Source organism: Dolomitihabitans soli (assembly GCF_022213955.1).
GTDB lineage: Bacteria > Actinomycetota > Actinomycetes > Streptosporangiales > Streptosporangiaceae > Streptosporangium_A > Streptosporangium_A soli.
On the sequence record NZ_JAKNTW010000030.1, the window covers coordinates 89602 to 103954 of the forward strand.

Consider the following 14353-nt stretch of genomic DNA (forward strand, 5'->3'; position numbering starts at 1 on the left):
GGATGCACGCGACCATCGGGGTGTTGCTTCCCGTACGGATCGAGACCCGGTTCTCACCAGGACTGGTACGGCTTCGCGTCGTGCCGGACGAACCCTGGTTCGCCCGGCACGATCCGAAGGTCTCCGACGGCGAACTGGAAGCACTCCGGTTGTACGCGGACACGCTCGGCCAGGCGACCACCCCGGCGGCCGCCGAGCAGGCGTGGCGCGACCTCGCCGGCCACGTCGGCGGCGGCGCCCGGGCGCTCTACCTGGTCCGGCGCATGGCGACCCCCGGCCCGGGCGGCACGATCACGGTACGGGAGGCGGCGCCGGAGGAGATCAGGACCGAGCCCGCCTTCCCCCGCGTCGAGGGGTTCCCCGAACAGTTGCACGTCTGGCTGGCCAGAGGCGGCGGACCGCCGGTCGAGGTGCTGACCCTGACCGTCGACCGGACCCGGCTGCTGACCGACTTCCCCGACCCGGACGCGCCGGGCGACCGCCGCTGGTGGGAGAACTGGGACGAGGCGGTCGCCGCCGGGCTCGCCGGTAAGTTCGCGCTGTCCGGCAACCCCGCCGACATCGACGTCCTGTACGTCACCGGGCTCGGCGACGGCGACCCCGCACGGCTCTTCGCCGACCACCGCGACGCGGGACGGCTGGGCCTGCTGGCGCCCGGCGAACCGACCAACTCGGTGGACGGCAGACCGGCCGCGTCCTTCGGCCAGGACCCGATGCCCTGGCGCGATCTCCTCGAAAGCCCGCCCACCGAGGTGCAGCGGCAGGTGTCCGCCGCGCTCACCGGTGATCCGTCTCGGCTCGGCCCGCTGCCCGGCACCGCCGAACCGCACCGGGACCCGTCCACCGCCATGGTCGCCGGGCTCTGGCCCGCGCTGTGGGGCTTCGCCGGGCAGGACGTGTGGGGCGTCACCGGTGATGGCACCGCGGACGCGGCGGCCTGGGCGCCGGCCGCGCTGCTGCCCGAGGGCCCGTTCCCCACCTTGCGGGTCGGTTCCCAGCCCTACGGCCTGCTGCCGGTGACCGTACTGGACCGGTGGACCGCCGACGCCGGCGACCCCGCCGTCGAGGACGCGCTCGCGCAGCCCCTGTTGCGGCTCCGCGCCGAGTACGCGGCGGCCGCGCGGGCCCGCGGCACGGTGGTCGGCGCCTCCACCGCCCAGCTGCTCGAACTGATCGGCCAACTGCCTGCCTCACCGCTGTTCCGGCACCGGCACGCCTGGCCACTCGAACTGTGGTGGCTCGTCCTGACCCTGCTCGGCTACGGCCTGACCTGGGACGACCTGGACCGGGCCTGGCACGACCGGCACCCGCTGTCCCGTGACCTCAAGCTGGATCCGGTGCGCCGGTACGGCACCGCCGGCGCGCCACGCCCGCTGCGGATACCACTCGTCGTGCCGGAGAAACTACCCGAGGGCATGAGGCTGGGCGAGGTGCTCAAGCGCCTGGTCGAGATCGCGTACGAGGTGCCGTGGATCTACCAGAGCATCGACACCCTGGAGAAGGAGCTGCTCAGGTTCCCGCCGGACAGCCTGCTGCTGCGGCTGGCCATCCGCTCGCTCCAGGTGGCCATCGGGGACGTCGGCCGGGTGATCGTGGGCGATCCGCCGCCCGCGCCGGAACCCGTCGCCTGGGACGCCTCGACACCCGGCAGGCTGCAGTCGTGGATCTCCGCCGTCTCGGTGGCGGCGCTCACCGCGCCCACACCCGAAGCCCGCCGGTTCGCCGCCGTCGCCGACGGCCTGCTCGGGCTGACCTCCCTGGACGAGGCCCGTGTCGAACGGCTGTTGCGGGCCGTGGTGGACACCGCCGCGTTCCGGGTCGACCCGTGGCTGACCGGCCTGCCCACCCGCCGCCTCGACACCCTGCTCTCCGACGGGGACACCCGCTCGCGGCTCGGCGTGTACGGATGGGTGGACGGCCCACGGCCGGGTACGCCCGGCCCCAACTCCGCCGGGATGATCCACGCCCCCTCCCCCGCCCAGGCACTGGCCGCGACGGTGCTGCGGGACCGCGCGGTGAACGACGGTTCGGCGCGGTGGGACCTGGAGCTGACCTCACGCGGTGTGCGGGACGCCGACCGGATCGCCGAGCACGTGCGGGTCGGGGCGCATCTGGCGGAGGCGCTCGGCCGCGAGGTGGAACGGGTGGTCTTCGCACCCGCCGACGTGGCGCGGCTACGGCACGACTTCCCGGTTCGCACCGAGCACGCCGGGCGGCGGGTCTGCGACGGGCTCGCCGTACTCGCCGCGCCGCCCTCCTCGCTGTCCCTCGACCCGGACCGGCTGGCGGGACTGGCCCGGTTGCGGACGGCCGTGGACGCCTATGGCGACCTGCTCGTCGCCGAGGCGGTGCAGCATGTCACGCACGGGCGGGCGGAGGTGGCGGGGGCGGTCATGGACGCCGCCGCCGGACTGTCCCGCCCGCCGCACCTGGAGATCCTGCGGACGCCGCGGCAGGGCCGCGCGGTGACCACCTGCGTCGTCGTCGCGCTGCCCGGCGTGACCGCACCCGTGCCGCCCGCGGACCCGCTGGACCGGGCCTGCCTCAGTCCGGGGCTGCTCGCCGACCCCTCGGTGGCGCTCTTCCTCGAACAGCAGCTCGGCACGGCCGGCGGCTGGACGTTCACGGTCGCCGAGGGAAGCGGCGCGACCGCGACCGTCACCCTGGCCGACCTCGGGCTGCTCCCGGTGGACGCGCCCGCTCTTTCCCTCACCGACCTGGAACGCCTGGCGGTCGAGGCCGGCGCCGCGAACCTCGGCGTCGAGGCGGCCGACGCCGTGCTCGCCGGCGGCACCGGCCCGGCCCGTTACGAGGCCGCCGCCCGGCTGACCGCTCTGCTCGGCCGGCGGCCCGCCGGTCCCGACGCTTTCACCGAACAGGCCGACGCGGTGGTGGACGTCACCACCGTGGACGCCGACCTGCTGGCCCGGTACATCGTGGTGGCAGACACGCTGACCGCGCTCGGCGCCGCGCTGGTCACCGAACTCGGCGCCGCCGTGCCCGACCTCGCCGTGCTGACCAGGCTCGGCCGCGCCGCCCGTGCCTGGGGCGTCGCCCCCGACCCGCCGCCGGGCGCGACCGGCCCGGACGCCCAGGTCATCGCCGTCGCCGAGCGTGCCGCCGACCTCCTCACCGCCCGGCTGGCCGCCGCCCCCGGAACCGCGTCGCCCGGCCCCGGCGAGCCGTCCCCCGCCGCCGCGCTCGCTCGCGACGATCTGGTGGCGGCGCTGGCGGCGCTGGCCTCCCCCACCGGCCAGCTCGCCGTCACCTCGCGCCTGCCACGCACGGCCCTCCCGGCGCTGACCGCCGACCCTGGCATCGGGGACGAGTGGCTGCCCACGGTCGCCGCCGTACGCGAGTCCGTGGCCCGGATCGAGGCGCACCAGCTCGTCGCCGAGACCCCGCGATCCTGCGGTCCCGCCTTGACCGCCTGGACCAACAAGCCGGGCGATCCGTGGCAGGTCACCGCCGAGGACGGCCGCCGTCTGATCCTCGCCTTCGCGGGCTCCGGCCTGGCCTTGAACGCCCCGCCGGGCGGGCCGGACGTCGCGGCGGCCGTGATCGACCGGTTCACCGAGGTGATCCCGGACACGGAGCAGACCACCGCGGTCACCTTCGGCTTCGACGCTCCGGGCGCCCGCGCCCAGCAAGCGATCCTGCTGGCCGTACCGCCGGACCCGGCCGTCGAGTTCGATCCGGACCTGCTGGTCGAGCTCGTCGCCGGCGCCCGGGAACTGGCCCACGCCCGGGTCGCCCGCCCCGCCGACCTGTCCCCCGGCCTGCGCGGCATGCTGCCTACCGCCCTCCTGCCCGCCACCGGGGCCACCACGGTCCCCCTGGAACCTCGAAAGTGACGCGATGGCGCTCATGTACGGCACGATGCATCGGCTGGAGGCCGATCCGGCGCAGACGGATCTGGCCCGCGGCTTCACCGCCGAGGTGGCCGATCCGGCCTGGCTGCTCGGGCGGCAGTGGCAACTCGGCGAGCACCAGGGCGAGGACGCGTCGTCTCCGGTCCGGATCAGCTACCGGGCCAGGTTGACCCCGATCGATCCGATCGGCGAGCAGCCCGCGCTGGATCCGCGTTCCGTGCCCGCCGAGGCCATCGTGGAATCCGAACCGGGCGACTCGTGGTCCACCGGCCGCCGTGTCGCGGCCGGGCGTGCCGTGGCGGCCGCCGCGCTCGCCGCCGGCACCCCGCTCCCCGCCGACCCCGAACTCCTGCTCACCGCGCTCCCCGTCCCGTACGAGATCCTGGACGGCACCGGGTTCGACGGCAGGATCCTCTGGCGGCGGCGTGCCTCCCTCGGCCTCGACGAGGCGTGGTTCGGCGGGTACCGCCCACCCGCCCAGGAGCCCGCCGACCTGTGGGACCCGGCCGAACTCAGCTACAGCACCACCTTCACCGCGGGCGACGCCGTACTGACCCTCGACCGGCACGACGGCGGCGACCTGGACTGGTACTCGGTGGACGCCGACCATCCGCTGGGGGCGGCCACCGAACCGGCCGACGCCGTGGAGTTGTACCCGCGCCGCGTCGTGTACCCCGGTGCGCCGCTACCTCGCTGGTGGCAGATCGAGGACGCCAAGGTGGACATCGGCGGCTACCCCCCGGACCGCGCGCACCTGCCCACGCTACTGCTCATCGACCTGCTGGTGAACCAGTCCGACAACTGGTTCACCTTCCCGGTGACGGCCCGTGCCGGTCACGTGGTCACCCTGGACGAGGTGATCGTGCACGACTCCTTCGGCGACGACTGGACACTCGCCCCACCCACCGGCTGGAGCCTGTTCGCCACCGAAGGGCTCGATTCGCGATCTTTGATCGTCTGGGCCACCGCCGCCACCCCGCTGACCGGGCCGGTCCTCGACGAGGTCGCCATCGGCACCGACGAGGACGCCAACCTGCTGTGGGCGGTCGAACAACGCCTGCGTGGCCGCAGCGTCAGCGGCGAGGGCGACGCGATTCCCGACCCGCCGGCGCACATCGATGCCGCCGGCCGCCAAGGTTTCGCGTACCGGCCGATGACCCGCCTCCCCCGTTACTGGCACCCGTACGAGATCGAGGCCATCGGCGGTATCCGGCGTTTCGTCCAGGGGCGTGCCGCCGACCTGTCCGGCCCGGTCGCCGTGCTCCTCCCGGAGGCCGAGAGCGACCTCCTCATCGACCCGGCCTCCGGCGGCGTCCATCCCACCCACCAGCTCGAACCCGCCGCCATCCCCGCCGACGGGGTCCGCGTCGAACGCCGCGCCGTCCTCGCCCGCACCACCACCGGCGCCCCCGTCCTGTGGACTCAGCGCCGCCGCCAGCCCCTCCTCACCCCACCCGCGTTCCCGCTCCGCTTCGACGTCATGCAGCCGGTCCCTCCCACAGCCGACGAGTGACCGATTGATTGCCCCCACCGCGCTCTCACCGCGGCCGGGCCGCCCACGCCGCGGCGAACAGCTCCGGCAGCTGTGACGGGGTATTAGATCTCTGGTGGGTGGGGTCGGCCTGTGGGACCACGCCCCCACCGACGCGGGCGAGACCGTCTCAATTGCCTACCGCCTGTGCCGCGCGCACTGGGGGCACGGCTACGCCTCCGAGGCCATCCTTGCTGGCCTTCGAACACGTCGGCGCCGGCGCCACGGCCGGAACGTGGGGCGCCGCCCCGGCCGGCGTCATCGTCATCCTGGCCGTGCTACTCGACAGCGCTTGCGCCGGCCGGTGCCGCTGCCGTGGGGATGGCGTTGTCGATGAGGACGGCTGCGATGGCGGCGGCGGTGGTGAACGCTTCGGTGTTGAGGACTCGGCTGCGGGCCGAGGCGCCGTCCAGGAGCAGCGCCAGTTGCTCGCCGAGCTGTTCGGGGTTGGTGGCGCCGGCCTCGCGGGCGGTATCGGTGAGCCGGGCGGCAAAGCCTTTTTTGTAGTTGCGGGCGTGTACGCGTGCCGGGTGGCCCGGGTCGGGGATTTCGACGGCCGCCGCGATGAATGGGCACAGGGGCGCGTGCACGTCGAACGCGGCGAGGAGTCGTTCGCGAGGTGTGAGGTCGGTGCGGTCGAACACTTCGGGCAGGATGTCGGGATCGAATCGGCGTAGGCATTCGGCGATCAGCTCGTCCTTGCCGGTGAAGTGCTGGTAAAGCGTGCGCTTGGACACCTCAGCCACCGCGCAGAGCTGGTCCAGGCCGGTGCAGTTGATGCCTTGATCGCGGAACAGTCGATGTGACGCGCTGAGGATGCGCTCTCGTGCGCCCCTGCCGCGGCGCAGGCCCCGCGGCCCCTTCTCCAACTCTGTCACATGCCCAGCGTAGCCCACTTCGGTACCGATCGGTGTGCATAGCTTGCACCCCGCGCGACTGTTCGCTACGTTAAGTACGCAGATCGGTGTACATAACATCGGCACAGCATGTGAATGGAGTGGTCGTGGGAAAGCTCGATGGCAAGGTTGCGGTGATCACAGGCGCGACAAGTGGGATGGCGCTGGCCGGTGCGAAGTTGTTCGTTGATGAAGGAGCTCACGTCTTCATCTCGGGCCGGCGGAAGGACGTGCTGGACGAAGCCGTCAAGCTGATCGGCCGGAACGTGACCGGCGTGCAGGGCGATTCGGCCGACCTCGATGATCTGGACCGTTTGTTCGAGACGGTCAAGCAGGAAAAGGGCACGGTCGACGTGTTGTGGGCAAGTGCCGGGACCGGCGAGCAGGGCAGGCTCGGCGAGATCACCGAGGAGCAGTTCGATGCCGCCTTCTCGCTGAACGCGCGCGGCACGCTGTTCACGGTCCAGAAGGCGCTGCCACTGTTCAACGACGGAGGCTCGATCGTCATGACCGGGTCGAACGCGTCGCTCCGGGGCTACCCCGATTGGAGCGTGTACGCAGCGAGCAAGGCCGTACTGCACGCCTACGCACGGGTGTGGGTGTCCGAGTTGAGGGACAGGAGGATCCGGGCGAACGTGCTCACCCCCGGCTCGGTCGTCACGGCGAAAATGGAGGAGGTGTTGGACGAGCAGATGAAGGCGCAGTTCGAATCCGTGATCCCGCGGCGAGAGATGGGCCGCCCTGAAGAGATCGCGTCGGTCGCATTGTTCCTCGCCTCGGACGACTCGAGCTACGTCAATGGCATGGAGCTGGTTGTCGACGGCGGCACCACAGTGATCTGAGCGCGTCGCTGGTGGTCGTCAGCGCCGCGCCGCGCAGGCCGGGCGCCGGTCCCGGCGGTCTGGCGCGGCGCGGCGCCGGCAGGTACCCGAGCTGGAGCGGGTTGGTATCGCGCGTCCAGCCGGGCGCGGAGGTCCAGGCCGAGTTCGCGTCGTTGCCGTCCTTGCAGTACGACATGATGTCGGCTCGGCGGCGATCTTCGGGGTGGTCTTCGGCTCGGCCAAGGCCCAGACCGACGGCTGGAGCTCGGCGGTCGCACTGATCCCGCCGGCGGTCTCCGGCTAAACGGCTTCGTCGTGCTTTAGAAGGTCGACCGTCACCCGCTACGCGTACTCGCCGACCGCAACCGCGGTGCCGCCTATCGCCACCGCCACCAACCACTACCTGACCCACCACGGCAGCACCGCCGTCGTCAGCGCCACCGTGCACGGGTTCACCGTCGGCTATTGGTGGGCCGCGGGCGCCTTCTGGGCGGGTGCCGTCATCTGCGGTGCCCTGATCCGCGGCGGCACCCGGCTCCACCACGAGGCCGGCCAGCCCGAGCCCGTCGACCAGGTCGTCAGCGGGCCGATCCGACACCTGGTCGCCGGCGAACCTTCGACACCCCGGCCCAGCACGCCAGCAAGACCCCCACGACCAACTGATCCATACACAACAAGGGAACACGTCATGACCACCATCAGCATCATCGGCTCGGGCAACATGGCCACCGCCATCGGCACCCGGGCGGCGAAGCACGGCCACACCATCGAGCTCATGAGCCGCAACACCGCCAAGGCTCAGGCGCTCGCCGACCAGATCGGCAACGGAGCCACTGTCGGCACGTTCGGCGCAAGGCCGGCGGGTGACATCGTCATCGTGGCCGTCCTGTACACCGGCGCGGTTGAAGTGGTCGCGCACTACGGCGATGCGCTGGCCGGCAAGATCCTCATCGACATCACCAACCCGTTCAACGCCGACGTAAGTGGACTCGTGACTACCGCGGGCAACTCGGTGTCCCAGCAGATCGCCGCCGCCGCCCCCGAGGGTGCACACGTCGTGAAGGCATTCAATTCGATCTTCCGCGGCGTCCTTGCTGAAGACACGCCCCTGGACGTGTTCTTCGCCGGCGACAGCGCCGAGGCGAAAGCACGTGTCGCGGCGTTTCTGGAGAGCTTGGACATGCGGGCCCTCGACGCAGGAGGGCTCGAGATGGCCTACGTCCTTGAATGGGCCGGAATCCTCCTGGTGGGCCTGGCACGCAACGGCGCCGGCTTCGACATCGCCTTGGGCGCCGAGGTCCTCTGAAGATTCTCTCCAGGAGAGAACATGGCCACGGTGGTATTCATCAACCGGCCCCAGCCGGCGGCTGGTAAGCGCGACGCTCTGATCGGCCTCCTACGCGAGTTCGCCGACTCGATCAACGCCGACCCGGAATGCCTTTCATTATTCGGTCCACGAGTCGATCGATGACGAGGCCACGCCCTTGACCGTCATCCAGGCCCACACGTCGGTCGCCGGCTTCGAGAAGCACGGCGAATGGATGGCGCCGAACATCCCGCGACTGGTTCCGCTGCTCGCGTCCCCGCCCGACCCTCCGGTCCTGCTCCGGTCGGTTTACGAGAAGCTCCACGACTCCCTGACGGCAGCCAAATTCCTGAGAAGCATAAATGGACCACAATCGGCATTTCACAGTCGCGAGTCCCACCTCTTAACCTCGGAGCGAGGACGACGAGCCGAGAACGAACTGATCGTTCGGTGGTGTCCCACGATCCGGACCGGCCCGGCCCGGATCCAAGCCTGCAGGGGAGAAGAGCCCGATGAACAGCGCACTGACCGCCATCGGCCTGTCCGTTCCCGTGCTGGCCGCACCCATGGCAGGCGGACCCACCACACCCCGGCTGGTCACGGCCGCCGCCGAAGCCGGCGCCCTCGGCCTGCTGGCCGGCGGCTACAAGCATCCAGAAGCACTCGCCAAGCAGATTGCCGAGGCACGGGCCGCCTTCGTTCCGTTCGGCGTCAACCTGTTCGCCCCCAATCCGATCCCGGTCGACCCCGCCGCCTACCGCCGCTACGCCCTCACCCTCCAGCCCGAAGCCGACCAGTACGGACTCACTCTCTCCGAAGTCGCCCTCACCGAAGACGACGACCATTGGCGAGATAAGATCGACCTCCTCCTGGCGGACCCCGTCCCGCTGGCGAGCTTCACCTTCGGCATCCCGGATCCGGCGATCATCAAGGCGCTACGCGCCGCCGGCACGCTGATCATGCAAACGGTCACCTCAACCGAAGAAGCGCTCCGCGCCGCCGACGCCGGTGCTGACCTCCTCACCGTGCAGGCCGGTGCGGCCGGCGGGCACTCGGGCACCCTCACCCCCGACCGCATCCCCGCAGCGACACCGATCGCCCGGCTCGTGCGCGAAGTGGCCCACGTGACCAATCTCCCGCTCATCGCCGCGGGAGGTATAGCCACCAGCCATGCCGTCGCCGAGGTCCTGCGGGCCGGCGCCGCGGCCGCCATGGTCGGCACCGTCCTGATCCGCTCCGACGAAAGCGGCGCCTCAAAAACGCACCAGGACGCTCTCGCCGACCCGGCCCGCGACCGGACGCTCGTCACCCACGCGTTCACCGGCCGCCCCGCACGCGCGCTCCGCAACGCGTTCACCGACCGCTACCACCACCTCGCCCCGGCCGGCTACCCCGCACTGCACCACCTGACCAGCCCACTGCGCAGAGCCGCGGCCGCCGCCGGTGACACCGAGCGCCTCCACCTGTGGGCCGGCACCGGTTTCCGGCACGCGTCCGCCGAGCCCGCGGCGCGCATCCTGACCCGCCTCACGGCAAACCTGTAACCCGCCACACGAACCGACGATGGGAGAACGCCCATGACATCCGAAAACGAACACGACGATGGTCTGCTCGCCGTCGTCACCGGTCGGCAGGGCTGAGATCCGCGATGCCGCTGCTGTACGTCGACCTGGTCGAAGGCCGCACACCAGGCGAGATCCAGGCACTGCTCGACGCCGACCCACGCCGCCGTGGTGGAGGCGTTCGAGGTGCCGGAACGCGACCGGTTACCAGGTGGTTCGCAACGAGATGATCGCCTTGGACACCGGCCTGGGCATCGTCCGCCCACCGCGCCTAGTGATCATGCATGTGGTGAGCCGCCGCCGTGATCCCGCCCAGAAGAAGCGCTTCTACGACCTGCTGGCGCGGAACCTGAGTCATCCGGGCGGTGTTGCGCAAGGCGGGACGGCGGGAGTTCAGCGAGCGCCACGGTGGGTTCGTCGTGGAGGGGAGCGGCGACGGAAAGCCGTTCCAGGTCGCCGACGACGCCGAGGTGTCCGCGCAGAAGCTCGCCCGCAGTGACCCCCCCCCTGCATATCCACGCAGGAACCGCACCTGAGCTGCGGCCCCGGTCGCCTGCTGTGACCTGGGGAGACGTTCCCGGCGGCCAGGGGCGGTAAGGCAGGTGTCATGGACACCGCCTTGCACGGTCTCGCCGACGACGGCCGCGCCGACCCGGTGCGAGAGCTGATTTCTGTCATGCGGGTCCTGTGACACACGCACTACCCTCCGCCGAGCGGAAGGCTCATGCTGAGCGTCATGACCATTCGTCGATTAGCCACGTTCGCCTCGCGGCTGGGAGCCGCGACCCTGGCCGTCGCGCTGCTCGCGGCGAGCCCCGTGGCCGCCGCTGAAGACGGCGGCCTCGACCGGCAGCGGCTGCGCCAGACGCTGGACGCCGTGCACGAGGCCGGCATGTACGGCATCTACTCGAACGTCGTGGACGGCCGGCGGAGCTGGAAGGGCGCCTCAGGCGTCGCCGACGCCGAGACCCGCCGCCCGATGCGTCCAGACATGGTGCACCGGGCCGGGAGCATCACCAAATCGTTCGTCGCGGTCGCCGTGTTACAGCAGGTCGGCAAGGGCACGATCGAGCTCGACGCCCCCATCGGCCGCTACCTGCCGGAGCTGATCCCGGGGGAGCGCGGGCAGCAAATCACCGTACGCATGCTGCTCAACCACACCAGCCACATCGCCAACCACACCGATGTGCTCTTCCCGACGGTCGAGAGCCTGGACGCCAACCGCTTCCGTACCTTCCCGCCCGAGGAACTGGCGCGGGCGGGGCTCGGCGCCCCCGCGACCGGGCAGCCGGGGGTGACACCCGGGGCGTACTCGAACACCAACTTCGTCATCGCCGGCCTGCTGCTGGAGAAGGTGACGGGCACGAGCGCCGAGCGGTACATCACCGACCACGTCTTCCGCAAGGCCGGGCTGCGGCACACGTCGTTCCCGCGTACGCCGTACCTCCCCGGGCCGAGCTCCAAGGCGTACGAGGCGTTGTTCGGGTACTTCGACCCGCCCAAGGACTACAGCGTTTACAACATGTCCTGGGCCTGGACGTCGGGTGCGGTCGCCTCGACGATGGAGGACCTCAACCGCTTCTTCCGGCTGCTGCTGCGCGGCGAGCTGCTCGACGCGACCCTGCTCGCCGAGATGCAGAAGACCGTACCCATCCGGTCGTTCTCAGGCGCTGTGTTCGACTACGGTCTCGGGATCTTCCCCCTCGACCTGCCGTGCGGCAGGTTCTGGGGGCACGACGGGAGCGTCCCCGGCATGCAGACCTTCGCGTTCTCCAACGCCGACGGCGGCCACCAGTTCGCCTTCGGCACCAACCTGAGGAACTACCAGCAGCTCGACGAGAACGGTGGCCCTGTCGCGCACGCCATCGACTTCGCGATCGGGGACCACCTGCTGGAGGCGGCGTGCGGGCCTGACACAGCGGCGACCAGGGCAGCGCGGCCGCTCCCGGCGATCGGCGTGGACGGAGGCACGGCCACACCGTGACCGGCGGCGGCGCGGGCGGGTCACCGATCGGCGGCCCGCCACAGCGCCGCCGCCGCCCAGAGGCCCGCCGGCCATGACGAGGGCGCCGTGACAGCATCCACCGCTGCACCCCCGCCGTCGCCAACCGCGGCAGAGAGCTTCCTCGGAGGCATGTCGGCGCGACCCGCCAGGCACAGCACCGCGAACGCGATACGGCACAGGCTACGGCCCTGCTGCTCACGGCCGAGCCGGAAACCGACGCCGGGCGGGGCGGGGCCCCGCCCGGCGTGCGGGAGTCTCTCCTCCGCCACCGAGGGGAGGCCTTTAGTCCTGGGGAAATTTCCAACGGATTTGCCTGACCTGCACTGATGCAGGACGCTGGGACTGAAGGCTCAGCGCGTTTACGGTGTGGACTATGAGCGACGGCAAGCCGGAGTTCGGGTACGGCGCGTGCCGCCGCCCGCTATGGACGGCGCGGGACCGGGACGCTGAGGTCATCCGGGCGGTGTTGCGCAAAGCGGGACGGCGGGAGTTCAGCGACCGGCTTGGGCGAGATGCTGTAGCGCCGAAGCCACGCTCAGCGCCGGCTCGATGCCCTCGCGTCCCGCCGGAAGCTCCAGCGGATAGGCCAGCCGCGCCTCGCCCTGGTTGTTCGCCGTCGGCGCGGCGATCTGGTTGACCGCGTTCGACGGATCGGCCGCCTGGATACCGCTGATCCTGGTCGGGTCGAACGACACCTGGTCGGGACCCTCAGGCGCGTTCACCGTCGCGTTCACCATGTCGGTGAAGTGGTTCGTCCGCGAAATGATCAGCTGCCGCGTGGTGTCGACCGAGACCACCTCGAGCGCCTGCCAGCAGCTGCTCACCGGGTCGAAGTAGTACGTCCGCACGTCCTGCGGCGTGAGCCCCGCCGCCTCGAGCTCCGCCGCGTCATACGGCACGCTGACCGTGATGTCCTGTTCGAACTCGTACGGCGTCGGCGTGAACCGATAGCCGGCCCGTGGCCCCTCGGTCACGTTCTCCATTCCCGCGCCGAGCACCGGGAGCTGCTCCTCGGTCAGCGGCGTGATCCCGATCTCGGTCGGCTCGTCCAGCGCAGTCACGCCAAGGTCCAGCCGGACGTCGTCGTACGAGATCGTCTTGGTCGCCTTGGCGTCGGCCGTGACCGTGTAGGAGGGCCGGACCGTCAGGCCCTTGAGCTCCTTGATCGGTGAGACCGCCTGCCGCTCCGCGTTCGGCGTGGGCTCCGGCGGGGGAGCGCCCGCGATGCAGGCCGCGGCGGCGGCCGTGTCGGTGTCGCCGGACGCCGGCGCCGTGACCGCCACCAGCCCGGGGAGCGCCACTGTTATGGCGGCGACCAGGCATAAGAAACGCGAACGCATACTGATCACAACGCCACTCCCGAGTCAGCCGTACGAGACCCGAACGCAAAAGCAGCAATAGTGATCACTGCCGCGTAACATGATTAACATTTACCTTCAAAGGTGTCCAGCGCCTGCCTCGCCCACTCCCGGGCACCAGCGAACTTCTGCTCTCCGGCAGAACGCCGAACCTGGCTCATGAGCATCTCGTAGGCCCCGATCAGGGCAAAACTCGGCCATGCGGCGATCACTCGGCCGATCAATGTGGGCTCGGCCACCGCGACGTTGGCCCCCAAACTCGCCAGCCCACCGACCACCAGGAGCGTCCACGGCAGGGCCCCACCGCCCTTGCCATACCGGCATGCCAGGAGAAGAGACATCGACGCGGCGATGATCGTCCCATCCACCGACAAAGGGATCAGCGCCGCGGCCAACCTGTCTTCCCCGTGTCTCAGAGCCAATTCGTGCATGTGACGGAACGAAACGATCGCGGCCACAAACGCGACAAGGAGCACACTCGCCGTCGCAGTGCGCCGGATCCACCGGTCGGAACGCGCGTTGCGGCTCGCCGACGACAACGGCGGTGAAGCCTCGCCCTGGATCAGCGAGCTGATTCAACAGGAGGGCGGCCTGGATCTGGTTGATGACTCCGGCGCGGGCCCAGCGGGCGAAGAAGCGGTAGGGCCATCGCGTTGACCAGGTGGTGTTGTGCGAATAGATGCCCAGGTTGACGCTGCTCGCCGTACCCGGATCCACGAGCCGTGAGAAGCACGAGCACTGTGCCGAGCCTTGCAAAGCTGCCGCTCGGGCGGAGCATGAGGTGGCTGACCGGCGCGCCGGGGCGTCAGTACGGCGATGCCCCGCGCGTTCGGGGGCATCGCCGTACTGGATCGTGCGGACCGTCATATGACGCTGTTGGGCTGGGCGGAAAGGAGGGTCTGGGTCCAGCCTTCGGTGTCGATGGCGCCCTGGCCGCTGAGGTCGTCGCCTCGGCCGTCGTAGGGGTTGGCGTCGAAGTAGCCGTGGAGGGATCCCTCGGGG

At 70.8% G+C, this 14353-nt stretch carries 13 protein-coding genes and 1 pseudogene; 11 read left to right on the forward strand and 3 right to left on the reverse strand.

Translation table 11 applies throughout. The annotated features are described in order from the left end of the window. The first annotated feature begins 2 nt into the window (after nucleotides 1-2). From MBA17_RS38965 to MBA17_RS50730, 3 genes are all read left to right on the forward strand, one after another. On the forward strand, nucleotides 3-3854 hold the full coding sequence (locus MBA17_RS38965) for a hypothetical protein (protein WP_238502708.1): 3852 nt from the start codon (nucleotides 3-5) through the stop codon (nucleotides 3852-3854). Between the two features lie 4 nt (nucleotides 3855-3858). After that, nucleotides 3859-5385, forward strand: coding sequence for a hypothetical protein (locus tag MBA17_RS38970; RefSeq protein WP_238502710.1), 1527 nt, complete (start codon nucleotides 3859-3861; stop codon nucleotides 5383-5385). A gap of 94 nt (nucleotides 5386-5479) precedes the next feature. Further along, nucleotides 5480-5740: a GNAT family N-acetyltransferase gene (locus MBA17_RS50730; protein ID WP_455432938.1), complete on the forward strand. Its 261-nt coding sequence runs from the start codon at nucleotides 5480-5482 to the stop codon at nucleotides 5738-5740. Here MBA17_RS50730 and MBA17_RS38975 read toward each other — a convergent pair. After that, on the reverse strand, nucleotides 5682-6281 hold the full coding sequence (locus MBA17_RS38975; RefSeq protein ID WP_238502712.1) for a TetR/AcrR family transcriptional regulator: 600 nt from the start codon (nucleotides 6279-6281) through the stop codon (nucleotides 5682-5684). The two genes, MBA17_RS50730 and MBA17_RS38975, sit on opposite strands and share 59 nt — an antisense overlap. A 125-nt stretch (nucleotides 6282-6406) precedes the next feature. Between MBA17_RS38975 and MBA17_RS38980 the strand changes: the two genes are divergently transcribed. From MBA17_RS38980 to MBA17_RS39005, 7 genes and pseudogenes are all read left to right on the forward strand, one after another. After that, nucleotides 6407-7141, forward strand: a complete 735-nt coding sequence (locus tag MBA17_RS38980) for an SDR family NAD(P)-dependent oxidoreductase (RefSeq protein ID WP_238502714.1) — start codon at nucleotides 6407-6409, stop codon at nucleotides 7139-7141. Between the two features lie 667 nt (nucleotides 7142-7808). After that, entirely contained in the window at nucleotides 7809-8426 is a 618-nt protein-coding gene (locus tag MBA17_RS38985) for an NADPH-dependent F420 reductase (protein WP_238502716.1), read from the forward strand. Between the two features lie 21 nt (nucleotides 8427-8447). Next, nucleotides 8448-8591: a hypothetical protein gene (locus tag MBA17_RS38990; protein ID WP_238502718.1), complete on the forward strand. Its 144-nt coding sequence runs from the start codon at nucleotides 8448-8450 to the stop codon at nucleotides 8589-8591. 347 nt (nucleotides 8592-8938) lie between these two features. After that, nucleotides 8939-9970 carry a nitronate monooxygenase gene (locus MBA17_RS38995; protein WP_238502720.1) on the forward strand — a complete coding sequence of 344 codons (1032 nt, stop codon included), beginning with the start codon at nucleotides 8939-8941 and terminating at the stop codon, nucleotides 9968-9970. A gap of 244 nt (nucleotides 9971-10214) precedes the next feature. Next, a pseudogene (locus MBA17_RS50735) lies at nucleotides 10215-10298 on the forward strand (hypothetical protein); the annotation flags it as partial. 55 nt (nucleotides 10299-10353) lie between these two features. After that, on the forward strand, nucleotides 10354-10524 hold the full coding sequence (locus tag MBA17_RS39000) for a hypothetical protein (protein ID WP_238502722.1): 171 nt from the start codon (nucleotides 10354-10356) through the stop codon (nucleotides 10522-10524). A gap of 200 nt (nucleotides 10525-10724) precedes the next feature. Beyond that, complete coding sequence (locus tag MBA17_RS39005; protein ID WP_238502724.1) at nucleotides 10725-11972, forward strand: serine hydrolase domain-containing protein; 1248 nt, start codon at nucleotides 10725-10727, stop codon at nucleotides 11970-11972. Nucleotides 11973-12484: 512 nt separating this feature from the next. On the opposite strand, the gene MBA17_RS39010 is transcribed toward MBA17_RS39005, so the two are convergent. Together MBA17_RS39010 and MBA17_RS39015 are read right to left on the reverse strand one after the other, a co-directional pair. Further along, complete coding sequence (locus tag MBA17_RS39010) at nucleotides 12485-13333, reverse strand: hypothetical protein (protein ID WP_238502726.1); 849 nt, start codon at nucleotides 13331-13333, stop codon at nucleotides 12485-12487. An 83-nt stretch (nucleotides 13334-13416) separates the two neighbouring features. Beyond that, nucleotides 13417-13809 carry a DUF2637 domain-containing protein gene (locus tag MBA17_RS39015; RefSeq protein ID WP_455432939.1) on the reverse strand — a complete coding sequence of 131 codons (393 nt, stop codon included), beginning with the start codon at nucleotides 13807-13809 and terminating at the stop codon, nucleotides 13417-13419. Between the two features lie 31 nt (nucleotides 13810-13840). Between MBA17_RS39015 and MBA17_RS39020 the strand changes: the two genes are divergently transcribed. Then, on the forward strand, nucleotides 13841-14008 hold the full coding sequence (locus tag MBA17_RS39020) for a hypothetical protein (RefSeq protein WP_238502728.1): 168 nt from the start codon (nucleotides 13841-13843) through the stop codon (nucleotides 14006-14008). Nucleotides 14009-14353 lie beyond the last annotated feature (345 nt).